The following is a 22,447-nucleotide window of genomic DNA, read 5'->3' as shown; positions in this document are numbered from 1 at the left end:
GGGCTCTGGGCCAGGACCTGGGCGTGTTCAGCACCGGGTTGGGCGGAGAGCCCGCCGGAGGCTCCGAGCTGGGCCAGCAGGGCTGCGAACGGGAGGGCGTTCATAAAGGGTGCCCCCCAGGTAGGGGCGAAACCAGCCCCCCGCCATGGGGGCGCCCCCGCAGCGCTCCAATGGACAACACGGAATTGCCTGGCAGCGGTTGGACTGAACGTCGGTCCTGCCCTGGTGGGCAGGATGACAATCAATGACAGAGGACCCGGAGGATGCTCCGGGAGGTCACTCGTAGAACTTGCCGGCGAACAGGATGCTCGCGCAGCGGCGCCAGGGGTTCTCGCGCGGGTCCCAGTCGCTTGACGCCTCGGCCCAGGATGCGCTCGCGTCGAGAAAGGAGTCGATGGTGAAGTTCTGCCAGCCGAGAGGTCCCGGTGATTCCAGAAGCGGGTCCAGTTTGTCCATCACGGCGTCCTCGCGAGGAAGTTCAGAGCCCTGCATCCTTTCTGGATTCAAGGCTGAACGGCAGGGGAACGGAGCCATCCGGCGGTTCGAATGACCGGCCGACTTCCGATGAAGGCACCGGAGTGCCAGGCCCTGCGTCCAGTGGCTTCCTGGATGAATCGGGTTCGCCATCACGGAGGCGGCGCAGAAGCGTGCCGTCGCTGCCCACCGCATACTGCGCGCCGGAGTGCAGCCCCGGAACAGCCAGACCACAGGCTTGAGGATCTTCATCGATCCGGATGAAGAGGACACCTTGTCGTTGAATGACCCTGTACCGGTGTGACTCCCGGCGGTCCGTGCAGGGCGTGTCGACATTCTGGGGCCCGAGGAAATCGTCGGCGGCGAGTTCGACCGCGCGCAGGACGGTGCCACTGAGTTCGACCGGCACTCCTTCGGAGCCTGCCTGCACCGGGGGCCGCTCGAAGAAGCTGGGGAATTCGATGGACGTGTCATTCACCAGGGCGTCGCGGACGGGTGGGTTCCGTGGACATCCCGCCAGGAGCGCGGCGGTCAGAATCATGAAGCACTTGGTCGCCATGGGGCCTCTTCGCTGATGCCTTGACCGTGCAGTCAGTGGCGGTCGATCCGGTAGGTCTGCTCGCTGGTCCAGACCACGGTGCCCAGCGACTTGCGACTCCACAGGCTCTGCTCATTCGTCCACTTGGACAGGTCGCCAGTCGTGGGCGTGTATTGGAAGAAGCCGTCGCAGGTGGGACTCGCAGGGTTGTTCGAGGCCGAGAAGAACGCCACCAGGGACAGTCGAAGCATCCCCGCTTTCGTCTTCACTTCCCAGCCATGGGCCAGTCCCATGGAGACGATGTAGCGGATGTCCTGCTCCGTGAGTTCTCCCTCATAGGGATGGGTGTGGAGCAGATACACATAGCCGATGCTCTCGGGAGGGTATCGGGCATCGTCCACGGTGGGAGGCAGGCGACAGGTCCGTTTGCCACGCGCATCCTGGAGCGTGGTCACTGCCATCATGCTCATCTCGAACCGCTCGTCGGGCGTGTAATAGACCCAGGCGCAGTACTCCTGCGAGAGGTCCCACCTCAGCCGGAAGTTCATGTCCGAGGGGCGGCCCGCGGTGGCATGGGGCTGCTTCAGCAGCATCGAGCATGCGGAGATGAGTGCGTCCGAATACGTATCGAAAGGTCCAAAGCCCGGCATGGGGCCCGCGATCCGCTCGGGAATGTCACGCGCGTTGATCGGGATGACACCCGGTGCCGCCGCAGGCTGGGCGCACGCCAGTACGAGACTCAAGCCCAGCCATCCCGGAAGCCACGGCCTCGTCACGGCGCCGGCATCATCCCCAACCGCTGCTTCGCCGACCGGCTCTGCGGGTCGAACCGGAGTGCCTCTTCCAGCCGCTCGCGGCCCTTCGCCACGTTGCCCTGCACCATGTACAGGTCCGCCAGCCGCACCAGCACGTCCGCGTTGTAGGGCTGCAAATCCAGCGCCCGCTCGAACTCGCGCGTCGCCGTGACGACGTCCCGCTTGCGCATCGCCAGTTGCCCCAGCATCACGTGCGGCTGCACCAGTCCGCTCGTCTCCGGTTGGTTCGCCAGGGACTCCAGCGCCGGCATCGCCCGCGCATCCCCGAACGACGCCAGCGTCAGCGCCGCGCCCTGCCGCACCCACAGCGAGTCGTCCTTCAGCAGCGGCACCAGGTCCTCCGTCGCCTCGCGCGCGTTCACGCTGCCCAGCGCGTCGATGAGGTCCGAGCGCAACGTGCTGTCCGTCGCGCCCTTCAAGCCCGCCCGCAGCGCCGGCACTGCTTCGCGCTTGAACCTTCGCGCCAGGAACTTCGCCGCCGCGCCCCGGAGCGTGCCCGCCTCCGTCGTGTCCGCCAGCACCGCCTCCAGCGGGCCCCGGCTCTGCGCCGCCGTCTTCTCATCGAACGCATCCGCCAGCCGCAGTCGCCGCTGCTGGCGCTGCGCCGCCTGGGGCCACCACTTCGTCAACGCCTGACCCATCGCGTCCGGCGTCTCCTTCGTGTGACAGGCATTGCACGCGTTGGGCACGTCGTGGCGTGCCGAGTTCTGTGGCACCGGCACGTCCAGCGTGTGGTCCGCGAAGTGATCCAACACGCCCGACACCACCGGCGGCATGTGACACGCGATGCAGTCCTGCGCCGCCGCGGCCTTGTGGTGCGTGTGCTTGTCCCCCTGCGCCACCACCTCCGCGTGACAGCCCTGGCACGTCGCCGCGTTCGCGGACGTGCGCGCCGCCACCGCCTTCGTCAGCGGCTTCACCTCATTGGGCGCGTGCGGATCATGCGGCGCCGTGTGGCACGTCAGGCACGTGGCCCCGCCCTGGGTGTGGCACTTGGACTGGATGAGCGCCTGGTATTCGAAGCTGGAGGTGCTGGGCCGCCCGTCGCTGAAGAAGTCGCCGGAGCGCTCGTTGCCCACCAGCAGCACCATGGGCTGGTAGTTCGCCTCGTAGCGCTGGCCGGGCTGGTAGCGGTGCGCCGCGTCCAGCATCGGGAACAGCGTGCGCCGGGGCCCGTGGCACTGCGCGCACACCGCGAAGCCTTCCGCCGCGCCCAGCTTCGCCGGCTGGACGATGTCCGCCGCTTCCTGCGACTCCGCGTGCCTTCCGCCCTGTCCGTGGCAGGACTCGCACGCGACGCCCGCGTCCGCGAACGTCGTCGTCCACTGGTGGTTCGCGCGGTCGTAGCGCGCGTCCAATCCCGTCACGTGGCAGTCCAGACACGCGTGCTGCGCGCTGCGACGGAAGTTCGCCCAGAAGAACGGATGGTCTGGCGCGAGCGGGCCCTGCTTCTTCTCCGAGTAGTCCACCCACTCGCCCTTGCCCGTCACGTGGAAGTACACCGGCAACACCTGCCAGCGTCCGTCTGGCAGCAGCGTGATGGGGTCCTGCATCCGCTTGCCGCCCACCAGCCACTGCACCGGCCACTCGCCCAGGTTCCCGTCCGCGCCCCGGGTGCGCATCAGGTACTTGCCTCCGTCGCGGCGCATCCACGCCTCGCTGGACTCGCCCTTGAAGTGCGTGCCCGCGCCCGTGAACGTGCCCACCGCGTACTGCTTCGTCGCCGGTGACAGCGCCCGGGCATGCCAGTCGTGCTTCCAGCCGGTGTGCTGCTCCTCGTGGCAGTCCGCGCACACCTCGGAGCCCACGAAGTGGTTCGGCGGCTTCGCGGGGGCGGCCGCCGTCTTCACCGGCACGGGAGCGGCGGGGCTCCCCGCGTCCAGCACGGAGGGCGGCGTGGCGGCCCGGGTGACGGGAACCGAAGGCGCGGAGGTCGCGGCCGGGCGCAGGGCGAAGAACAGGCCCACGGCGAGGACGGCGACCACCGCGAGGGCGACGAGGACAGGGCGAGAAGTGCGCATCCGGAGGTGCCATCCATGCTCCTCCGGACGGCCGGGCGGCACAAGCGGCGCTCCGAGCGAGCCCGGGTAGCCTGTCTCTTCCAGTGGACACCGCCCTCCCAGGGAGTGCTGCGGTCCCGGCGAGCCCTGGACTAGGGTGGCGGCCGCCGTCACCTTCACCCGACAGGAGCTCGTCCCATGCCCATGCGGTCCGTGAATGGAACCCGGCTGTACTACGAGGACACCGGCGGCACGGGAGACGTCATCGTCTTCAGCCATGGCCTCTTGTGGAGCACGCGCCTGTTCGACCCGCAGGTGGAGGCGCTGCGCGGCCGCTTCCGTTGCATCTCCTATGACCACCGGGGACAGGGCCAGAGCGAGGTGCCGTCCGACGCCGTCATCGACATGGAGACGGTGTACGCGGACGCGGTGGCGCTCATCGAGTCGCTGGGCGTGGGGCCCGTCCACTTCGTGGGCCTGTCCATGGGCGGCTTCGTGGGCCTGCGGCTGGCCGCGCGTCGGCCGGACCTGGTGCGCTCGCTGGTGCTGCTGGAGACCTCCACCGACCCCGAGCCCACCGCGAATATTCCCCGCTACACCGCGCTCAACCTGGTGGCCCGCTACCTGGGCCTGGGGCCCGTGACGGGGCCGGTGATGCGCATCATGTTCGGCACGTCGTTCCTCACCGACCCGGGCCGCGAGGCGGAGCGGGCGCTGTGGCGTGCGCGCCTGCGCCAGAACCGTCGCGACATCTGGCGCGCCGTCAACGGCGTCATCAAGCGCAAGGGCGTCCCGGAGGAGCTGCCGCGCATCCGCACGCCCACGCTGGTCATCGTGGGCGAGGAGGACCGCGCCACGGTGCCCGCGAAGGCGGAGCGCATCCATTCCCTCATCCCGGGCTCGAAGCTGGTGCGCCTGTCGCGCGGCGGGCACTCGTCCACGGTGGAGGAGCCGGCGCTGGTGAATGCTGAACTCGCTCCCTTCCTCACCGAGCACGCCTCCACGAACGCCGCGCACACTGGCTGAAGCGCGGTTACCGAAGAACCGTCAGACCGCAGGAGGGGTGTTCAATGCCAGTCGCGAAATGGAATGGCGCCGTGCTCGCGAAGAGTGACCGCTTCGAAGAGGTGGAGGGCAATGTCTACTTCCCGCCCGACAGCCTGAACCGGGAACACTTCAAGCCCAGCGCGACCCACACGCAGTGCCCCTGGAAGGGCGAGGCCAGCTACTACTCCGTGGAGGTGGACGGGAAGACGAACGCCGACGCCGCCTGGTTCTACCCGGCGCCGAAGACCGCCGCGGCCAACATCCGGGACCATGTGGCCTTCTGGAAGGGCGTGACGGTGGAGCGCTGACGGGCGCCCGGATGTCCTCGGGTGTACGTGCCCGTGGAGACGGGCTTGTCGTCCGCGCGGGAGCGGCGATGCTGGCCGCCTTCTCGAACCGCGCGTGAGGATGGCGCGCCGGTCCTTCTTCCAGGTGGAGGTGGCGCGGGTGGCGACGGTGTCCCTGCAGGATGTGCGCAAGGTGTACCGGGGCGGGGTGGCGGCGGTGAAGGGCGTGACGCTGGACATCGCGGATGGCGAGTTCGTGTCGCTCGTCGGCCCGTCCGGGTGCGGCAAGTCCACGACGTTGAACCTCATCGCGGGGCTGGAGGAGTTGTCGGCCGGCACGCTGCGCATCGACGGGCAGGTGGTGAACGACCTGTCCCCGCGCGAGCGCGACATCGCGATGGTGTTCCAGAGCTACGCGCTCTACCCGCACCTGGACGTGGCGGGGAACCTGGCGTTCCCGCTGAAGGTGGCGGGAATGGGGGCGAGGGACATCGACGCGCGGGTGCGCGAGGTGTCCGGGGTGCTGGGGCTGGAGGCGCTGCTGGCGCGCCGGCCGAAGGAGCTGTCGGGCGGACAGCGGCAGCGGGTGGCGCTGGGGCGCGCGCTGGTGCGCAGGCCCAAGGTGTTCCTGTTCGACGAACCCCTGTCCAACCTGGACGCGGCGCTGCGCACGCAGATGCGCGGGGAGATCAAGAAGCTGCACGAGCAGCTCCAGGCCACGTTCATCTACGTCACGCACGACCAGGCGGAGGCGATGACGCTGTCGGACCGCGTGGTGGTGATGAGCCAGGGCGAGGTGCAGCAGGTGGCCCCGCCGCGCGAGCTGTACGACGCCCCGGCGAACCTGTTCGTGGCGGGCTTCTTCGGCTCGCCGCGCATCAACCTGGTGAAGCCGGACACGCTGGGGCTGCCACCGGAGGACGCGGTGTTGGGCCTGCGGCCGGAGCACCTCCAGGTGGGCCAGGGGGAGCGTCCCGCGGATGCGCGCGAGGCGCGCGTGTACCTGGTGGAGCCCATGGGCGCGGAGGTCTGGGTGACGGTGGAGACGGGCGGCGAGCGGCTGGTGGCGCGGGCGCCCGGAGACTTCCGCGCCGCGAGCGGAGACACCGTGTGGCTGCGCCACGATGCGCGCTACCTGCGCAGGTTCGACGGGAAGACGGGGCTCGCGGTGGCGCGGTGAGTTTCCCCATGGCTCAAGGGCGAAGCCTCGCGCGGGCTTCCGCGAGAACCGTCCCACCGTCGCGTGCGACCCGTGCGTGGCGTGCCATCAGCGCCTCTTGGGATGCACGGGGCTGCGCGTCGAACAGGTCCCAGAGGCATTGTTCTTCCGGAGCCGGGACGGAGTACCCCAGCTCTTCGCCATAGCGCCGCATCCTTTCGAGCGTAGCCAGCAGGTACTTCCAGTTGGCCAACGGGCGCAGCAGCAGCACCTCCCGGCTTTGGAGGGACTCCCTCGCCAGGGGATGCACGAAGCCGCGCCATCGGCCCGCCGCGTATTCCACGCCCACGGCGGACAGTCCCAGGTCGAACCGGGACAGGCGCTCCTCCAGGCTCTTGGGCGTGCAGTCGTAGGCCACCTCGACGCGGTGTCCTGCCAGTTGGAAGGAGGTCTGGAAGGGTGGGTTGTCGTCCCTGGGGCAGGCCCCGCGGGCCCGGAGGTGGACGCAGAGGGCCTCCCGGTCCAGCGGTGTCGCGGGCCACAGGTCGAGGTCATGCGGAGGACGGCCATGGATCAGCGACTTGAAGGCGCCCCCCGCCAGGAAGAGCCGACCTGGGAAGGGGACGTTGAGCACGGGCCCGAGCACCTCCTGGGCAAACATGACCACGGCGTCCTCGTGCAGTACCTCCAGCGCCGGTGTTGGGCGAAGCGCGGTCCTCATGCCGGCTGCTCCGGTGCGTGCGCACGCAGGTCGCGCACGGTCACGCCCCGCTCGTCGATGATTCGCAGCGCGCCTTCCTGGGCCTCCACGCGCGCCTGTCCATTGTAGAAGGGCTCCACGGCGGCGAAGCGCTGGGGATACAGGGGCGCCCCGGTCGCATCGACATGGTGCCAGCCGCGTGCGTCCCGGGCCCGGGCGAAGCCCTTGTGGAAGACATCCAGGTCGAGGAAGCGCCGCGCATTCAACGCGCGTCCCCGCCGGTCGATGTGCAGGTGGAGCCCGGAGGCTTCCTGGACCACCGCGAAGCCCTCCCGGAAGTCCCCCGCGTATGCGTACCGCTCGGCATAGACGGGCGTCCCCGAAGGATCGAGGTGGAAGTACCGGCCGTCCTCGTCCCGCACGGGGCAGCGTCCGTCCTGGAAGTTGCCGCACCACGCGTAGCGCCGTGGCGTGAGGTCCAGCCCGTCTATGCGCAAGTGGAACGCGCCCTCCGGCGTCATGACCGTCGCGAGCCCTTCGTAGAAGCCGAATGTCCGCTGGAAGCGGCGGGAAGACAGCGCGTCTCCCCGCGCGTCGATGTGGAACGCGCCCGAGTCGTCCCGCGCCGCCGCGAGCCCGGGCTCGTGGAAGGAGAGCACCTCGGTGAAGCGCGGAGTGTAGAGCGGCACTCCGTCCAGCAGGTGATGGGTCCGGTCGGGAGCGACACGCGTACGGGACCAGGGACTCATGGAGCCTCTTTCGCTGGCTGGCGCATGTTGCAGCCTCGGCACAGGGGATGGTCCTGGTAGCTGGCCAGCAGCCGTTGATAGGCCGCGCCGGTCCACACCTCCTGGATGCCGACCGCGTTCAGGTCGCCCAGGTTGCCCAGCGTCCGCCGCTCCTTGTCGGGTGCGCAGCACGGATCGAAGCGGCCCACGGCGCTGACCCAGGCCTCCCTGCCCAGGAAGGGACAGCGCGCGCCCGGTGCCAGGTCCGTGACGGCCTCCACGCCCAGGGGAAGGATGTTCTCCAGCAGCACCTTGCTCCCGTCAGGGCGCCGGCAGCTCTCCGCGACCGCGTGGGCCTCCCGGACGGCGTCGTTCCACCGATGGAGGGACTCCGCGCTGCGTCGCATGGACAGGGGTTGGATGGCGGCGAAATGGGCCCACAGGTGATGGCCCTTCACGCGGTCGACGCCCAGTCCCGCCGCCAGCCGGACGATGTCCGCCAACTCGCCCACGTTCGTCTCCAGGAACGTGAGCTGGAGCGTCACCCGGCAGCGATGGCCGCCCTGGAGGGCGTGCGCGTCGCGCTCGTCCAGGAACTGGCGGAGGTTTTCCAGGACGCGCTCCCACCGGGTGCCTGGCATCACCGCCTCATGTGTCCGCTTCGTGGCGCCATTCCACGACACCTTCACGTCGGAGGTGATGGGGACCAGCCGCCGGGCCCAGCCCCGAGCTCCGCGTCGGGGAAACGTCCCGTTGGTGGTGAGGTTCAGCCACACCCCGTGCGCCATGCACAGGTCGATGATGTCGTCGAAGTGGGGATAGAGCAGCGGCTCTCCCATGGTGGACGGGATGACTTCCCGCAGCGGGGTGCCCTCGCTGTCCGCCATCACCCGGCGCAGCAACTCCAGCGGCATGCGGCGCTTGCCCAGGCCTGCTTCCTTCCGCAGACGCTGGGTGTCGCTGTGGGGCGAGTGGTCCTCGCACATGATGCAGTGCAGGTTGCAGTCGTCGGGATTGGTGTCGAAGGTGATGCGCCACGGCCCTGGACGGGTGGGCGGACGGCTGACACGGCGCTCCCGGATGGCGCGTGCATACAGGGCCTCCACGGCCTCGACATGCGCCTCCAGGCCCTGCACGTCTCCTGCTTCTCCGAAGAGGTGGCCCCGGGCGCCCAGGCGGGTGGCCAGTTCCGGTGCGTCGACCATCCGTTGCAGGGCCTGGGCGAGCGCCTGGGGATCGCGATGAGCGAAGAGCAGGCCGTTCTCCCCATCCCGGACGTATTCGCGCATGCCCCCGGCGTCCGCGGTGATGACGGGCACCCGGGCCTGGAGTGCCTCGTGGATGACCAGGGGCGAGTTCTCCACCCAGATAGAGGGGACGACGATGGCGTCCACGTGGTTGAACACGTCCCGCACGATGTCGGCGTTGCGGTACTCGGCAAGCCACTCCACGCGCGTGCTGGCGTCTCCCGGAAGCGCGCGTGCCAGGGCCTTGAGGGTTTCAGTGTGCTCACCGCGAGGCCGTCCCCAGATGCGCAGCCGTGGCTGACCCTTCACCTGCCCGAAGGCCTGGAGCAGATGGTGGATGCCCTTGGCCGGGATGTGCGTGCCGATGTAGCCGAAGACGAGGTCGGGTTCGGCGGTCCGCCGCCGGTGACGGAGGCGCTCCAGGTCGAAGCCGTAGTCCAGGAACACCGACTTCGCGGGGGGAAGCGCGAAGTCCTTCTGGAACCGCTCCAGCAGGTAGCGCGAGGGCGCGATGAAGACGTCCACGTGCTTCATCATCTCCCGCACGTGGTCCATCCGGTCATGGACCCATTGGCTCCAGTAGGCGATGTCCCCCGCCCGCGCGTCGGGGGCTCCGGAGAAGTAGCGCGCGTAGCAGTGCTCGGCGCACTTGCGGTCTTCCTGCCCCGAGCAGGCCGCCCAGGGGCTTTCTGAAGGCGCGGAGTGCATCTGCATGAACTGGCCCCGGGGACACATGAGCCAGTAGTCGTGCAGGGTGAAGACGATGGGAATGCCACGGGCGGCCCCTACCTCCAGCAGGGAAGTGGACAGGTGGTTCAGGTGGCCGACGTGGATGACCTGCGGGCGGAATTCGTCCAGGACCTCCGCGAAGCGTTGGTCCACGCCCTCGTGCCGGTAGCGGTCCCGGCTGTTGGGCAGGTTGACCAGATGCAGGGTGATGCGGGGATCGTCCGGATCGTGTTCACGCGTCAGGTCGTAGTCCGGGATGAAGGGATCCTCGCGGCGCGTGAAGACCCGGACCTCGTGCCGGTTCGCCAATCCCTGCGCGAGTGTCTGGGTATAGACCTCCGACCCTGCGTTGAAGCGCATGGGATAGCCATGGATGACTTGAAGGATTCGCATGCTCAAAGGGCCTTGGCACCCAGGCGTGGGCCAGGGCGCCTCTGGAAATGGAGTTTTCGTGGACGACGGCACGGCTTCGCGAACGGGCGCGAAGCCGTGCCACGATCATTCGGACGCAGGTCGCTACTTCGACGACAGCGGCTGCGAGGGCTCGGGGGGCTCGGGCTTCGAGTCATCCACCGGCCGCTCCGTCATGCCACGGGACTTCCAGTACGCGTCCTGCCGCGGATCCAACTGCGTCGCGCGGTTGTCGATCTCCGCCTTCGTGCGAGTCTTCTGGGGGTTCTGGGACGACTTCGAGGACAGCATCATGATGGCAGCTCCACTGTGGAGGTTGCCGGCGTCACTTCGATGGTCTTGCCGGATTCAACGGCCAACCCATCCTCCGCCCGGGGGGCGCCACGGACCAACGTGGGTGAAGCTTGGATGAGTTGGGTTCTACGGTGTTCAAGTCAAAGACTACTCAGTTGAGGTGCTCGGCGCAAAGTCAAGGGGGCGAGAGGGATTGGGGCGACCGGTCAGGCGTAGATCTCCTCGCTGTCCACCAGGGGTTCCAGGCGGCGCTGGAGGGACTGGAGCAGGGCATACCGCCGGCCCAGGGCGTCCTGGAGCTCGCGTGCTTCCGTCCGCGTGCGCTCCTCCCGGAGCGTGCCCAGGGCCGCATCCAGGGTTTCCTTCAGCACGCGTGATTCGTCGTTCGACAGTTCCAGCAGCATGGGGGGCGACCTCCTTCTCGTGAACGTTGGGCACCGCGCCCGGGCATGAGCGGGCCGTTCCCCTGCCATGGAGGAAGGTTGCCCGGGGGCTCCCCGGGCTGCCTGCCGCACCGCGCACGGCGGCGGGAGCGACCCCACTCTTGGTGAGGACCCCATGCGCGAGGAGCGACACGATGATTCACGCAGGCGACGTGCGAGAGGGCATGGCGGTGCTAGCCGCTGACGGACAGAAGCTGGGCAGGGTGGCGGGCGTGGGCGACACGCACTTCGAGTTGGAGCAGGGCCTGGTTCCCATTCCCCGGCGCGACTACCTCATTGAGTTCAGCGACGTGGACGCCGTGCGCGAGGACGAAATCCTGCTCAAGCCGGCGGACCATCCGCAGCTCACGCTGGAAGAGGATGACGACGGTGGGGCCCTGCCGCCCCGGCACAGCGAGGGGATGGACGCGGAGCCCGCGAACGACCCCGTGGGTCCCATGCGGCACTGAGGTCGAAGCGGCTCCCGGACGCCTGGACGCACGGGGTGTTTCCAACCCCGGAGGGCAGGGCAAGAGCCCGGAATCATTGGGGCGCACGGCCATGGAATGTCAGACCGGCGCGATAGACACACCCCCTCGGTCAGACGTCCCGGTGGGGTCATGCGACGGCTTTCGACATCTTGCGTCACGGTGCTGTGGTTGGGAGTGATGTTCTCGTGCGGGCCCGCGCCGCGAGCGGATGCGGGCGCCGTGGAGTCGCCGGTGCCGGGCGTGTTGTCCACGCCGCGCCGGCTGCTGCCCTACGTGGCGTTGGAGGATGGGCGGGTGCTGGCGGCGGGGGGCCACGACGGGCACCGCACGCTGGGTTCCAGCGAGGTCTTCGATCCGGACACCGGACGGTGGCGGCCCACGGGGGCGCTGCGCACGGCGCGGCGCAACCACGCGGCGGTGCGGCTTCCGGACGGACGGGTGCTGGCGGTGGGCGGCTCCAACGGGCTGGCGATGGGCGCGCTGGCGAGCGCGGAGGTGTACGCGCCGGACCTGGGGACGTGGACGGCGGTGGCGCCCATGAGCGAGGCGCGCAACGACCCGACGGCGGTGTTGTTGCCGGACGGGCAGGTGCTGGTGGCGGGCGGCACGGACGTGGATCTGCGGCCGGTGCGTTCGGCGGAGCTGTTCGACCCGGTGACGGGGATGTGGCGGCCGGCGGAGGCGCCGGGCTTCGTGCGAGGAGGCGAGGGGACGGCGGCGGTGCTGCGGTCGGGCCGGGTGCTCTTCGTGAGCGGGCTTCAAGCGGAACTGTACGACCCGGTGACGGGCCACTGGGAGAAGGCGGGCGCGGTGGGAGGCGCGGCGGGCACGCACCGGCTGGGGCACACGGTGACGCTGCTGCCGGATGGGCGCGTGCTGGTGGTGGGCGGCACCACGTCGCGCGCGGCGCAGACGGCGGAGGTGTACGTGCCGGAGCGCAACGCGTGGGAGTTGGTGGAGTCGCCCTCGGTGCCGCGTGAACACCACGCGGCGCTGGTGACGGGGGAGGGCGCGGTGCTGGTGGTAGGAGGCGAGCACTCCACGCGCGGCACGCTCGCGTCTGCGGAGCGGTTCGACCCGGTGCGCGGCACGTGGACGCAGGCCCCCACGCTGCATGAGCCGCGAGGCGAAGCGGGCGCGCTGTGGCTGCGCCGGGGCACGGTGCTGGTGGTGGGCGGCGTGAACGAACTGGGCACGCTGGCCACGAGCGAGGAGTACGTCCCGGCCCCGGTCGTGGCCCAGGTCTCGCCAGAAGAGTAGGCCCGGGTTTTGGGCAGACGCTCCACGGATTCAACGTGAAGCCAGCACAGCGTGTCTGGTTTTCACGGCTGACCGGCAACCCGGGACCCGGAGGGCGTCTGTCTTTCTTCGCACCTCGCGGACGTGCGTGACAGACTGCGCGCCCATGCGCTCCTGGAAACACCTGCTCGTCGTCCCGCTCGTCTGTTCCACCGCCTGCGCCACCGCGCCCGTCCCGACCGCGAAGACCGAAGCCCCGGCCCCCGCTGTCGCCGCCGCGCCCGCTGTCGCCGCCGCGCCCGCGCCCGCCACGCCGGAGCGCCCCTTCGGCACGCTGCGCGAACAGGCGGACCGCCAGCAGGCCTGGCTTCGTGAACGCCTGGAGACCGCGCTGCCCCAGCTCATGCGCAAGCACGGCGTGCAGATGTGGATCGTCCCCATGCGCGAGTACAACGAAGACCCCGTCTTCAAGGCGCTCGTGGCCCCCACCACCTTCGCCGCCCGCCGCCGCACCATCTACGTCTTCTTCGACCGGGGCGGTGACAAGGGCGTGGAGCGGCTGGCCCTGGGCGGCAGCACGCAGGGCGGTCTCTACGAGGCCCGGCGCGCGCCGCAGCTCGTGGACCGGGGCGGCGCCCAGCGCCCCGCCGAACTCCTGGGCCCCGAACAGTGGCCCCTGCTCAAGCAGGTGGTGGAGGAGCGCAAGCCCCAGTCCATCGCCATCGACGTGTCCCCCGCCATCGCCTTCGCCGACGGCCTCACCCACGGCGAATACGAAGGCATGGCCCAGGCCCTGGGCCCCGCCTGGGTGAAGCGCTTCAAGCCCGCGGGCGGCCTGCCCCTGGACGTGCTCGGCTGGCGGAGCGCCGACGAGGTCCGCTTCTACGAGGACCTCACGAAGCACGCCTGGAACATCATCCAGACCGCCTTCTCCAACGCCGTCATCACCCCCGGTGTCACCACCACGAAGGACGTGGAGTGGTGGATGCGCCAGCGCCTGGCCGACCAGGGCCTGGACACCTGGTTCCAGCCCGACGTGGACGTGCAGCGCAAGGGCGCCACCGAGGAGCAACTGGGCGACAGCCCCGTCATCCAGCGCGGCGACGTGCTCCACTGCGACTACGGCATCACCGCGCTGCGCCTCAACACCGACACCCAGCACATGGGCTACGTGCTGCGCGAAGGCGAGAAGGACGTCCCCGAAGGCCTCAAGGCCGCGCTCAAGGCGTCCAACCGGCTCCAGGACATCGTCACCGGGGAGCTCAAGCCGGGCCGCACCGGCAACGAGGTGCTGCGCGCCTCGCTCGCGCGCATGAAGGCGGAGGGAATCGACGGCACCGTGTATTCACACCCCATTGGCCTGCACGGGCATGGCGCCGGCCCGATGATTGGCATGTGGGACCGGCAGGAGGGCGTGCCCGGCAATGGCGAGCACCGCGTGATTCCGTCCACCTGGTTCTCCATCGAGCTGCAGGCCACCAGCCCCGTCCCGGAGTGGAACGGCCAGCCCGTGCGCTCCGCCCAGGAGGAGGACGTGGTGCTGGACGCGGAAGGCGCCGTGCACTGGGCCTTCCAGCGTCAGACGACCTTCCACCTGGTGCGCTGAACTCAGCGCACCGCGCCCGTCATGGACTTGAGCAGCGTCACCAGCGCCTGCTTCTCCTCGTCGCTCAGGTCCAGCTTGACGATGGTCACCGTCCGCACGCCGGGGAACGTGCCGGCCGGGTCGCCGCCCTCGTTGTAGAAGTCGACGACGTCCTCCAGCGTCTTCTCCGCGCCGGTGTGCATGTACGGCGCGCTCAGCGCCACGTTGCGCAGCGTCGGCGTGCGGAAGGCGCCCACCACTTCGTCCGGCTTGCTCTGTGCCTGCGCGCGCAGCGTGGGCAGCCGCGCCGCGTCCAGGCCCGTGGGCGCGTCGCTGAAGAGGCCCGCGGCGTTGAACTTCCAGGACAGGAGCGAATCCACCACGTCCGCCTGACCGCGCTTGCCGGCGCCCGTGTCCGTCAGGCCCAGGTTGTGGAACTTGTCGTCCGACAGCATCCGGCCCTTGTGGCACACCACGCACTGGCCCTTGCGCACGAAGGTCTTCAGGCCCAGGTACGCCGGGTCCTGCTCCTGCGTGCCCGCCTCCACCGCCGCAAGGAAGCGCCGCACGTCCTCGTCGAAGGGCGAAGCCGTCCGGTTGAGCGTGCGCTGGTATGCCGCCAGCACCTTGCCCACGTTGGCCATCAGCCGGTCCCCGTCCGATTCGTCCCCGGGCGCCGTGCCGAACAACTGCGTGTACGCCGACACGTACGCCGGGTCCGCCACCAGCCGCGCGCGCACCACGTTGGCGTCCGAGTCCATCTCCACCGGGTTCGTCAGCGGCAGCACCGCCTGCGACCAGAGCCGGTCCGCCCGGCCATCCCACATGAACCAGCGGTTGTAGCCCGCGTTGAGCAGGCTGGGCGGATTGCGCTCCGTGCGCTGGCCCCCGCAGCCCTCCGCCGTGGCCGTCTCCACCGTGTAGCTGTCCCCGGTGTGGCAGCTTCGGCAGGACACCGTCCCGCAGCGCGACAGTCCTTCGTCCTCGAACAGCCGGTGGCCCAGCGCCGCCGCGGAAGCGTTGTCCCCCCACTTGTTCGTGAGGTCCACCTCCGGCTTCAAGCTCGGCGTGTGCAGCGTGCTCAACTGGTCGAGTTCGTCCTCGGTGGGAAAGGGGACTTCGGATTCACAACCCGTCCCCAGGAGGGTCAGGGCGAGCACGGCGGTACGCAGACGGAACAGGGACATGGGCCGCAAGAGCTTCGCGCCCTTGTGTTCGGCAATCAATGGTCCCTGGAAGAACCTACTCGCAGGCTCTCCTGCCATTCTCGCGAAACCGGGGATGCCCCGCCCTGGCGCATCCCCGTTCTTCATGCTCCGGCCTTCCGGTGCCCGGAGGCTACCCGCAGGCGAGCTTGTAGCTGATGACCTTCGCGCCGAAGCGGCCGATGTTCACCGTCGTGGGCTCCGGGCTGGCCGTGGGGGCCGCGCCGCTGGCGCACTTCAGGCCCGCGTCCACCACCAGCTCCACCTTCAGCTCCGCGCCGTCCGGCAGGTTTCCCACGGTGTAGCTGCAGGTGTTCTTGCGGCTCTGCTTCACCTCGCCGGAACCCAGCGCGGCGGAGTTTCCCTCGGTCACCTTCACGCTCACCGACGAGCACGGGCTTCCCTGCAGCCCGCTCTCCGGGTACGTGATGCTGCCAGTGACCGTGGCGTTGCCCCCGCGCCCTCCAGCCGCCACGCCGCTCGACGACGAGGCGCAACCGGTCACGGCAAGGACGATGGCGGCAACAGCAATTCGCAACATGGAGATCCTCAATTCAAGAATGAAAGGGTTTTCGCGCTGACTGGCTGTCTTCCAGACACGCCATTCGCGCGCGCCTCGTACAATCGCGCCGCGCCTTCATTCCACGCGGAGGTGCATTCGCGATTGCATTCCTGGAGTGGATTTCCGTTGATCAACACTGTCCGCTTGAGTCCCAGGGAATGAGAAACCGGCATCACGGGACACGCTGCAAAGCGTCACGTGCGCGCACCAGTCCGTGACCGAACACGGGGTCTTTGCCGGGTGTGCCCAGGTCGCGCGCGGAGGCTTCCAGCGCTTCGCGCACCTGCTGGGGCGTGAGCGTGGGATGGGCGCTCCAGAGAAGTGCCGCCACGCCGCTCACGAAGGGCGCGGACATGGAGGTGCCGGACAGGTAGGCGTAGTCCACCGGGACCAGGCTCAGCCGCGCGAAGGTGCCCAGGCGCTGGCGCAGCATGGTGCCGGTGGCCTGGTTGACGCTGACGGCGGGCGCCCAGCGTCCGCGGCGGGGCAGGGAGAGGATGGCCGCCGCGCCGCCCGCGGGGGCGTCCTCGTTGCCGAAGATGACCGCATGCGCACCCTGCATCATCACGTTGGACATGGCCTGGTCGACGGGCACCGCGCCCGGGTGCACGTAGGCCACGAAACCGTCACAGGTGGCGCCCTCGCACGAGTCCAGGGAATCCCCCAGGCCGCAGTCCACCAGCCGTCCCAGCGTGTTGCCCGTGGGTGAATACAGCAGCGAGCGCGACATGGGGATCATGTCGTTCACGGACATCTCCGCGAAGGTGCCCAGGCCCCGGGGGAAGGTGGACAGCACGTCCACGCCGGGCGCCATCAGCCCCAGGGCGCTGCCCATGCTGGAGAAGCTCGCGCGCCGCTCGTCCGCATCCACCGCGCCCACCGCGAGCACGGAAGGGTCCGACGCCGGGTACATCACCGGGCCGCCCTGGTTGCCCGCGGCCGCCACCACCAGCAGCCCGTGGTCCAGCACCGCCTTGAACACCTCCACGGAGTTGCGCGTGGGCGTGCCCCCACCCAGCGACAGCGACACGATGCGCGCGCCCTGGGATTCGCACCACTCCAGCGCGGAGAACACGTAGCTCATCTGCGTGTAGCCCTGCGGATCCAACACGCGCGCGATGAGCAGCGACGCGCCGGGGGCCACGCCCACCATGCCGCCGGTGCCTGGCCCCGGGCCCGCGACGCCGCCCTGTCCCAGCCGGGCGCCGATGATGCCCGCCACGTGCGTGCCGTGGCCCTGGCCCCACTCGCCCTGGTTGCTCTTGTCGGTCGCGTCGTCGTCGTCCTCCAGGAAGTCGTGGCTGCCCACCACGGCGCCCTGGAACTCCGGATGGTCCAGGTCCAGTCCGCTGTCGATGACGCACACCCGCACGCCCTCGCCGGTGGGGGCGCCCGGGTCCAGCACGCCGTCTCCGTCCGCGTCCCACACCTCCGGTGCCTGCACCAGGCGCAGCCCTTCGGAGTACTCGTTGGACGGCGAGGCGCCCAACGCGGACGCCCTCACGGGGAGCGTCAGCGCGGGCGGCAGGCCCTGCGAGGACCAGCGTTGATCCTCCTCGATGCTCTCCACCAGCTCGCTCTTTTCCAGCAGCAGCCGCTCCAGGGGCGTCACGCGCGCGGCCACCGCGGGGATGTTGCGGAAGACGGCGCTCACCTTCGCGCCCGTGCCTCGCGTCAGGGTGGCGCCGGCCGAGGAGACGTGCGAGGCCCGCGTCTGGCTGCCCCGGTGGAAGCGGATGATGACCGGCATGCGTCCGTCGCTCTGCCCCCGGGAGGGCAGCGGCGCGTCCAGGCCCTGGCGGCTCGTTGCCTCTCCGACGACGACACCCGGGCAGGTCTGCCCCCGCGCCAGACCCTGCGTGGGCGACTCCGGCCCACATGCCATCAGCGCCAGCAACCCGACGAATCCCCATCGCTTCATGACGCGACTCCTTCCAGGACGACGACCTCGCAAGAGGCCTCCCACCGGCCGGGGGGCCAGCGGGTGCCCGCCACCCTCCCGGAGGAAGGAGGCGGTCCGCACTTCAGGGAACGCATCTGGGGAAGGAGTCGCAACGTTCCGGGGGGCACGGGGCCCCGGACGTGCTCGGGTTCACACCCCGCCTGTTGTCAGGAGGAACACGCCGTCGGGTTTTCCGTTTGCTCCGGGACTTTCTCTTTTGCTGGCGCGCGGTGTCTGGGGTTTGAGAAGAAGGGGCGAAGCGGGGCGCGCGGCTTGATTCCATGGGGGAGTCCGTGCTGCGCTCCCACATCGACGCCATGAGCACCGCACCCCCAGAGTCCCCTCGGTTTTTCGGGCGCTACGAGCTCGTCCATCTCCTGGGCCAGGGCGGCATGGGAGAGGTGTACCTGGCGAAGCTGACCGGGGCGGCGGGCTTCGAGAAGCCCTGCATCGTGAAAACGATCCTGCCGGCGCTGGTGAAGGACCGGCAGTTCCTGGACCGGTTCCACCACGAGGCCAAGGTGCTGGTGCACCTGGTGCACTCCTCCATCGCCCAGGTGTACGACATGGGCGAGGCGGACGGCACCTACTACATGGCCCTGGAGTACGTGGCGGGTGTGGACCTGGGGTACCTGCTGGAGCAGGCGCGGGTGCAGGGGCGGTCGGTGCCGGCGCCGGTGGCGCTCTACATTGGCCAGCGCATGGCGGAAGGCCTGGGGTACGCGCACCGCAAGACGGGCCCGGAGGGAGACCCCCTGGGCATCGTCCACCGGGACGTGTCCCCGCACAACGTGATGGTGTCGTACGAGGGCGAGGTGAAGGTCATCGACTTCGGCCTCGCGAAGTCCACCGCGCGCAGCAAGTACACGCTGCCGGCCACGGTGATGGGGAAGCTGGGCTACATGTCCCCGGAGCAGGTGCGCGCCGAGCCCCTGGACCACCGCAGCGACATCTACTCCTGCGCGGTGGTGGTGTGGGAGATGCTGGCGGGGCGTGGGCTGGTTCCCCACGGGACCGTCGGGGAGATGATGGCGGCCATGTCGAATCCGGTGGTGCCGCCGCTGGCGGACCTCCGGCCGGACGTGGACCCGTCGCTGGAAGGGGTGTTGCGCCGGGCGCTCGCGCCGGTGCCGGCGGAGCGCTACCTGCGGGCGGACGACTTCGGTCGCGCGCTCAACGCGGAGCTCTTGCGCACCGGGGCGGCGATGGGGGCGGAGGAGGTGGGCGAGTTCGTGCGCGCCCTGTGCCCGGAGGCCTTCGCGGAGCAGCGCAAGCTGGCGTCCAACGTCGCGGGGGAGCGCCGCACGCCGCCGCCCGTCGCGCGTTCGGCTTCCGGTTCCGGCACCGGCATGTATGGCGAGCCTGGGGCAGGTCCGGAGTCGGGCGCGGCCTTCCAGGCCACGGCGGTGAGGACGTCCGGCGATGCGGCCGTGCGGCGGGACACCGGGCGCATCGAACCGGAGCTGACGCGAGGGCCCTCGGGGACGTTCGTCTCCGGTGGGGCGGTTCCGGCTCCGAGCACGAGGGGTTCCGGGGGCGTGGCCCGGAGTGATGAAGCGCTGGATGCGTCCGCGCTGGGCGCCACCGCGGTGCACCGGGTGTCGGATCTCCAGGCCGCGGCGGGAGCCCCCGCTGAACAGGCATTGGAGAAGCCGGAGCGCCGCCGGCCGCTGGCGCAGATCGCCGTGGCCGCGCTGCTGCTGGTGGGTGCCACGGTGGGCATCACCACGTATGTGATTCACGCGAACACGCTGTCCACGGCCGTCGCGCCGACGACGCCCGTCACCCCGACGGAGCCGGTGGTGGCCGCGCCCGAGCCGACTCCCGTGGTGACGCCGCCTCCGGAAGTGACGCCGCCTCCCGACGTGGCGCCCGTCGTCGCGGAGAACGCGGTGCCGGACGCGGGCGTGGAACCTGTTCCGGTGGAGGTTCCCAGCAAGCGTCCGGACGTGAAGGTGGCGTCGGCGTCGAAGACGACGCGGCGGACTCCGTCCTTGGTGGCCGTGAACACGAAGGTGGCGCCCATCGATGAAACGTCGGGAGGCCAGCGCGTGGTGAAGGTGGATGCGTGGCCTGGGCTCAACAGTGGGGCGGTGTTGCAGGTGGTGGGGGCTCCGGTGGCGCGAGGCTCCAACAAGCGCCCGCTGCTGGGCTCAGCCCGTGTGGAGGTCGTCCGCCACCCCAATCGGGATCAGTTCACCGTGCGGTTGGACGAAGAAGCGGATGCGGCGAAGGGCACGCGCTATGTGGTGCTCGACAAGCGCCCGTCCACGCCCGTGATGCCCGAGCCTGTCGTGCAGCCGCTGCCCGAGGAGAAGCCCGCAGCACCGCGCAGGCTGCTGGGCTCCGCGACGACGGACGGTCTGCTGGGCTTCAACGTCAACCGGACCCTCACCATCATCAACGAGGACTCCATCCCCTGGACGGAATGCAAGATCATCCTGCACAGGCGCCAGCAGGCGGGGATGACGTCGCTCAAGTCCTACGGGAAGCACATTGTGAAGACGGGCAAGCCTTACTTCAATGTGCAGTCCACCGCGCCCGAGGTGCCCCTGCGTGTGGTGCGCGTGATCTGCAAGGAAGGCCAGGGGGACTTCGTGCTGGACGATTAGGTCCGGGCGCTCCCTCCGTTGAAGAGCCCCCGGCCCGTGTCGCTCAGGGCCCCAGTCGCGCGGCCCCCACGGGGCACTCCGTGCGCAGGAAGCTCGCCACCTCCGCGTCGCCTCCCTTCGCGTTGCGCACCGCGCGGGACATGGACGTGCGGCACTGCCACGTCACATCTCGCGTGCCGTGGCAGCAGTGCCAACCGGTCAGCGTGCGGTCCAGGTACTGGAGCATCTCCTGCCGGGTGGGCGTGACGATGCTCCACACCGCGCCCGCGAGCAGCGCCACCCCGATGAGCTGGGGCGCCAGGGCCTTGAACCACCCGCGAGCTCCACCCGCGATCGCGACCGCGTGTACCCCCAGGCGCGCGTCCAGCGGCCGCTGTTGCAGCACCACCTGGAGCAGCAACTCCACTGGCGCGGTGAGGCCCCGCAGGAGCCCCGTGCCTGGCCCCGGCGCACGTCCGCCTTCGCGCTCCAGCTTCAGGCCCAGGAAGTGGCGGCCCGGGGTGCGGCCCGTCAGCCCGCCCACGGCGGACAGGACGAACCACGTCACGGCACTCGCGAGCGCCAGCGCGCCCGCGGTGGACAACTGCTCCGCCGCGCGCACCGCACCCCAGCCCACGATGATCGAACCCGTGAGGTCCAGCAGATCCGCCACCCACAGCCGGCCCTGATACCGGGCCTCGGTGGGAATGGTCTCCATGGAGAACAACGCCCCGTCGCTCATCGGCCTCTTTCGTGTGCGCGCGGGGAAGACGTCAGTCCGCCCACGCGGCGCAAGGCGCTCCAACGCGAGAGCGTCCCGGCCCGTGCTCCTACTACAGGTCCAGCACCAGCCGCTTGGAACGTGCGCGCGAGACGCACACCAGCATGCGAGCCTCGCCCGCGGGCTCCGTCTGGAAGAACGTGTCGCGGTGTTCGGGGGTGCCCTCGCACACGCGGGTGAGGCAGGTGCCGCAGGAGCCGGCCTCGCAGTCGCTCTCCACCTTCACCCCATGGGTGCGCAGCACGTTGAGCACGCTCTTCCCGGCCGGAACGCGCAGGACCTGGCCGGTGCTGCGCAGGGTCACCTCGAAGTCCTCCTCTGGCGTCGAGTGGGTGGCGGCGGTGCCCTCGGCGGTGAAGGCCTCGAAGTGGACCTTCTCCCAGGGCCACCGGTTCAGGAGGGCCGCCTCGCGCACGGCCTTCATCAGGCCCGACGGACCGCAGCAGTACAGCCGCGTGCCCGGACCGCGCGTGGACAGCAGCGCGCGCACGTCCAGGCCCTTCGCCGGGTCGCCTCCGTCATGGTGCAGGTGCACGCGGCCCGCGAAGGAGGGCGAGGTCAACAGCTCCCGGAAGGCGGTCCTGCCCGCGTCGCGAGCGCAGTAGTGCAGCACCCACTCCGCGCCGGTGCGCTCCAGCAGTCGGGCCATGGACAGCAGCGGGGTGATGCCGATGCCGCCCGCGATGAGCACGTAGCTGCGGGCGTAGAGGAGGGGGAAGTCGTTGACGGGCTCGCTCACGGTGAGCGTGTCGCCCACGTGGACGTGGTCGTGCATGGCCCGTGAACCGCCGCGTCCGTTCGCATCGCGCTGCACGGCGATGACATAGCGGTGCGTTTCGCCCGGGTCGTTGCACAGGGAGTACTGCCGCATGCCGTTGAGCGTCGGCACCTGGACATCCAGGTGGGCGCCCGCCTCGAAGTCGGGCAGCGCGCGGCCGTCCCTGGAAACCAGCTCAAAGGACCGGATGCCCTCGGCCACGGGGGTGATGCGCGCCACCCGCAAGCGCAGCGTCTTCGTCGTCACGGTATGCCCCTGTTCCCCGACCCGCCGCCCACGCAAGGCCAGCCGGTCTTCCGGCGTCGGGCACGGTGGCCATGGGCCCGGGGCCCGAGCAGTGGGCGCGGGGACGGCCTTGCTGACGCTTTGCGGACAACCGCCGCTTGTCTGCCTGCCCACCGTGCGGACGCGAGGGGCGAGGG

21 protein-coding genes are annotated in these 22,447 nt (G+C 70.0%); 7 read left to right on the top strand and 14 right to left on the bottom strand.

Features of this window, described 5'->3' with window-relative positions; translation table 11 throughout:
• Nucleotides 1-276: 276 nt before the first annotated feature.
• Genes D7V88_RS21460 through D7V88_RS21445 form a run of 4 tightly spaced genes read right to left on the bottom strand, consistent with a single transcriptional unit; the run spans nucleotide 277 to nucleotide 3,848 of the window.
• Nucleotides 277-456, bottom strand: a complete 180-nt coding sequence (locus D7V88_RS21460) for a hypothetical protein (protein ID WP_147448803.1) — start codon at nucleotides 454-456, stop codon at nucleotides 277-279.
• 22 nt (nucleotides 457-478) lie between these two features.
• On the bottom strand, nucleotides 479-1,033 hold the full coding sequence (locus D7V88_RS21455) for a hypothetical protein (protein ID WP_120542515.1): 555 nt from the start codon (nucleotides 1,031-1,033) through the stop codon (nucleotides 479-481).
• Nucleotides 1,034-1,065: 32 nt separating this feature from the next.
• Nucleotides 1,066-1,755 (bottom strand): hypothetical protein, encoded by a 690-nt coding sequence (locus D7V88_RS21450; protein WP_244238295.1) that lies wholly within the window; start codon nucleotides 1,753-1,755, stop codon nucleotides 1,066-1,068.
• A gap of 29 nt (nucleotides 1,756-1,784) precedes the next feature.
• Nucleotides 1,785-3,848, bottom strand: a complete 2,064-nt coding sequence (locus D7V88_RS21445; RefSeq protein WP_120542513.1) for a HEAT repeat domain-containing protein — start codon at nucleotides 3,846-3,848, stop codon at nucleotides 1,785-1,787.
• A 177-nt stretch (nucleotides 3,849-4,025) separates the two neighbouring features.
• Here D7V88_RS21445 and D7V88_RS21440 point away from each other — a divergent pair, with 177 nt between their 5' ends.
• The 3 genes from D7V88_RS21440 to D7V88_RS21430 all read left to right on the top strand — a co-directional run bounded on the left by D7V88_RS21440 (nucleotide 4,026) and on the right by D7V88_RS21430 (nucleotide 6,341).
• Nucleotides 4,026-4,853, top strand: coding sequence for an alpha/beta fold hydrolase (locus tag D7V88_RS21440; protein ID WP_120542512.1), 828 nt, complete (start codon nucleotides 4,026-4,028; stop codon nucleotides 4,851-4,853).
• A 44-nt stretch (nucleotides 4,854-4,897) separates the two neighbouring features.
• Nucleotides 4,898-5,182 (top strand): DUF427 domain-containing protein, encoded by a 285-nt coding sequence (locus D7V88_RS21435; RefSeq protein ID WP_120542511.1) that lies wholly within the window; start codon nucleotides 4,898-4,900, stop codon nucleotides 5,180-5,182.
• 139 nt (nucleotides 5,183-5,321) lie between these two features.
• Nucleotides 5,322-6,341, top strand: a complete 1,020-nt coding sequence (locus tag D7V88_RS21430) for an ABC transporter ATP-binding protein (RefSeq protein WP_120542521.1) — start codon at nucleotides 5,322-5,324, stop codon at nucleotides 6,339-6,341.
• A 13-nt stretch (nucleotides 6,342-6,354) separates the two neighbouring features.
• Here D7V88_RS21430 and D7V88_RS21425 read toward each other — a convergent pair whose 3' ends face one another.
• The 5 genes from D7V88_RS21425 to D7V88_RS21405 form a co-directional block, all read right to left on the bottom strand.
• Nucleotides 6,355-7,041 carry a hypothetical protein gene (locus D7V88_RS21425; RefSeq protein WP_147448802.1) on the bottom strand — a complete coding sequence of 229 codons (687 nt, stop codon included), beginning with the start codon at nucleotides 7,039-7,041 and terminating at the stop codon, nucleotides 6,355-6,357.
• The gene (locus D7V88_RS21420; protein WP_120542509.1) at nucleotides 7,038-7,769 is read right to left on the bottom strand and encodes a WG repeat-containing protein; all 732 of its coding nucleotides are present in this window, start codon (nucleotides 7,767-7,769) and stop codon (nucleotides 7,038-7,040) included. Before D7V88_RS21420 ends, D7V88_RS21425 begins: the two co-directional genes overlap by 4 nt.
• Nucleotides 7,766-10,117, bottom strand: coding sequence for a glycosyltransferase (locus tag D7V88_RS21415; protein ID WP_120542520.1), 2,352 nt, complete (start codon nucleotides 10,115-10,117; stop codon nucleotides 7,766-7,768). Before D7V88_RS21415 ends, D7V88_RS21420 begins: the two co-directional genes overlap by 4 nt.
• Nucleotides 10,118-10,240: 123 nt before the next feature.
• On the bottom strand, nucleotides 10,241-10,429 hold the full coding sequence (locus D7V88_RS21410; RefSeq protein WP_208726393.1) for a hypothetical protein: 189 nt from the start codon (nucleotides 10,427-10,429) through the stop codon (nucleotides 10,241-10,243).
• A 206-nt stretch (nucleotides 10,430-10,635) separates the two neighbouring features.
• Complete coding sequence (locus D7V88_RS21405) at nucleotides 10,636-10,833, bottom strand: hypothetical protein (protein ID WP_120542508.1); 198 nt, start codon at nucleotides 10,831-10,833, stop codon at nucleotides 10,636-10,638.
• A gap of 173 nt (nucleotides 10,834-11,006) precedes the next feature.
• On the opposite strand from D7V88_RS21405, the gene D7V88_RS21400 reads away from it, so the two are divergent.
• The 3 genes from D7V88_RS21400 (at nucleotide 11,007) to D7V88_RS21390 (ending at nucleotide 14,187) form a co-directional block, all read left to right on the top strand.
• On the top strand, nucleotides 11,007-11,321 hold the full coding sequence (locus D7V88_RS21400; RefSeq protein WP_120542507.1) for a DUF2171 domain-containing protein: 315 nt from the start codon (nucleotides 11,007-11,009) through the stop codon (nucleotides 11,319-11,321).
• A 150-nt stretch (nucleotides 11,322-11,471) separates the two neighbouring features.
• Nucleotides 11,472-12,602, top strand: coding sequence for a Kelch repeat-containing protein (locus D7V88_RS21395; RefSeq protein WP_120542506.1), 1,131 nt, complete (start codon nucleotides 11,472-11,474; stop codon nucleotides 12,600-12,602).
• Between the two features lie 145 nt (nucleotides 12,603-12,747).
• The gene (locus D7V88_RS21390) at nucleotides 12,748-14,187 is read left to right on the top strand and encodes a M24 family metallopeptidase (protein WP_120542505.1); all 1,440 of its coding nucleotides are present in this window, start codon (nucleotides 12,748-12,750) and stop codon (nucleotides 14,185-14,187) included.
• 2 nt (nucleotides 14,188-14,189) lie between these two features.
• Here the strand turns inward: D7V88_RS21390 and D7V88_RS21385 are convergent, their stop codons facing one another.
• The 3 genes from D7V88_RS21385 to D7V88_RS21375 form a co-directional block, all read right to left on the bottom strand.
• The gene (locus D7V88_RS21385; RefSeq protein WP_120542518.1) at nucleotides 14,190-15,353 is read right to left on the bottom strand and encodes a cytochrome-c peroxidase; all 1,164 of its coding nucleotides are present in this window, start codon (nucleotides 15,351-15,353) and stop codon (nucleotides 14,190-14,192) included.
• 151 nt (nucleotides 15,354-15,504) lie between these two features.
• On the bottom strand, nucleotides 15,505-15,912 hold the full coding sequence (locus tag D7V88_RS42625) for a hypothetical protein (protein ID WP_147448801.1): 408 nt from the start codon (nucleotides 15,910-15,912) through the stop codon (nucleotides 15,505-15,507).
• A 193-nt stretch (nucleotides 15,913-16,105) separates the two neighbouring features.
• Nucleotides 16,106-17,854 carry a S8 family serine peptidase gene (locus tag D7V88_RS21375; RefSeq protein WP_120542503.1) on the bottom strand — a complete coding sequence of 583 codons (1,749 nt, stop codon included), beginning with the start codon at nucleotides 17,852-17,854 and terminating at the stop codon, nucleotides 16,106-16,108.
• 314 nt (nucleotides 17,855-18,168) lie between these two features.
• Here D7V88_RS21375 and D7V88_RS21370 point away from each other — a divergent pair, with 314 nt between their 5' ends.
• A complete protein-coding gene (locus D7V88_RS21370; protein WP_244238294.1) occupies nucleotides 18,169-20,487 on the top strand; it encodes a serine/threonine protein kinase in 2,319 nt (772 codons plus the stop codon).
• Between the two features lie 43 nt (nucleotides 20,488-20,530).
• Here D7V88_RS21370 and D7V88_RS21365 read toward each other — a convergent pair whose 3' ends face one another.
• Both D7V88_RS21365 and D7V88_RS21360 read right to left on the bottom strand, forming a co-directional pair.
• The gene (locus tag D7V88_RS21365; protein WP_120542502.1) at nucleotides 20,531-21,208 is read right to left on the bottom strand and encodes an RDD family protein; all 678 of its coding nucleotides are present in this window, start codon (nucleotides 21,206-21,208) and stop codon (nucleotides 20,531-20,533) included.
• A gap of 91 nt (nucleotides 21,209-21,299) precedes the next feature.
• Nucleotides 21,300-22,271, bottom strand: a complete 972-nt coding sequence (locus D7V88_RS21360) for a PDR/VanB family oxidoreductase (protein WP_120542501.1) — start codon at nucleotides 22,269-22,271, stop codon at nucleotides 21,300-21,302.
• Between the last annotated feature and the right edge of the window lie 176 nt (nucleotides 22,272-22,447).

The organism is Corallococcus terminator (assembly GCF_003611635.1).
In the GTDB taxonomy this organism is placed as follows: Bacteria; Myxococcota; Myxococcia; order Myxococcales; family Myxococcaceae; genus Corallococcus; species Corallococcus terminator.
This window is presented reverse-complemented; position numbering and strand designations above follow the sequence as displayed.

Bases quoted from the DNA above. Each gene is read 5' to 3' on its own strand.
- D7V88_RS21460 (WP_147448803.1), bottom strand. From the start codon at position 456: ATGGACAAACTGGACCCGCTTCTGGAATCACCGGGACCTCTCGGCTGG.
- D7V88_RS21455 (WP_120542515.1), bottom strand. From the start codon at position 1,033: ATGGCGACCAAGTGCTTCATGATTCTGACCGCCGCGCTCCTGGCGGGA.
- D7V88_RS21445 (WP_120542513.1), bottom strand. From the start codon at position 3,848: ATGCGCACTTCTCGCCCTGTCCTCGTCGCCCTCGCGGTGGTCGCCGTC.
- D7V88_RS21440 (WP_120542512.1), top strand. From the start codon at position 4,026: ATGCCCATGCGGTCCGTGAATGGAACCCGGCTGTACTACGAGGACACC.
- D7V88_RS21435 (WP_120542511.1), top strand. From the start codon at position 4,898: ATGCCAGTCGCGAAATGGAATGGCGCCGTGCTCGCGAAGAGTGACCGC.
- D7V88_RS21425 (WP_147448802.1), bottom strand. From the start codon at position 7,041: ATGAGGACCGCGCTTCGCCCAACACCGGCGCTGGAGGTACTGCACGAG.
- D7V88_RS21420 (WP_120542509.1), bottom strand. From the start codon at position 7,769: ATGAGTCCCTGGTCCCGTACGCGTGTCGCTCCCGACCGGACCCATCAC.
- D7V88_RS21415 (WP_120542520.1), bottom strand. From the start codon at position 10,117: ATGCGAATCCTTCAAGTCATCCATGGCTATCCCATGCGCTTCAACGCA.
- D7V88_RS21410 (WP_208726393.1), bottom strand. From the start codon at position 10,429: ATGATGCTGTCCTCGAAGTCGTCCCAGAACCCCCAGAAGACTCGCACG.
- D7V88_RS21405 (WP_120542508.1), bottom strand. From the start codon at position 10,833: ATGCTGCTGGAACTGTCGAACGACGAATCACGCGTGCTGAAGGAAACC.
- D7V88_RS21400 (WP_120542507.1), top strand. From the start codon at position 11,007: ATGATTCACGCAGGCGACGTGCGAGAGGGCATGGCGGTGCTAGCCGCT.
- D7V88_RS21395 (WP_120542506.1), top strand. From the start codon at position 11,472: ATGCGACGGCTTTCGACATCTTGCGTCACGGTGCTGTGGTTGGGAGTG.
- D7V88_RS21390 (WP_120542505.1), top strand. From the start codon at position 12,748: ATGCGCTCCTGGAAACACCTGCTCGTCGTCCCGCTCGTCTGTTCCACC.
- D7V88_RS21385 (WP_120542518.1), bottom strand. From the start codon at position 15,353: ATGTCCCTGTTCCGTCTGCGTACCGCCGTGCTCGCCCTGACCCTCCTG.
- D7V88_RS42625 (WP_147448801.1), bottom strand. From the start codon at position 15,912: ATGTTGCGAATTGCTGTTGCCGCCATCGTCCTTGCCGTGACCGGTTGC.
- D7V88_RS21375 (WP_120542503.1), bottom strand. From the start codon at position 17,854: ATGAAGCGATGGGGATTCGTCGGGTTGCTGGCGCTGATGGCATGTGGG.
- D7V88_RS21365 (WP_120542502.1), bottom strand. From the start codon at position 21,208: ATGAGCGACGGGGCGTTGTTCTCCATGGAGACCATTCCCACCGAGGCC.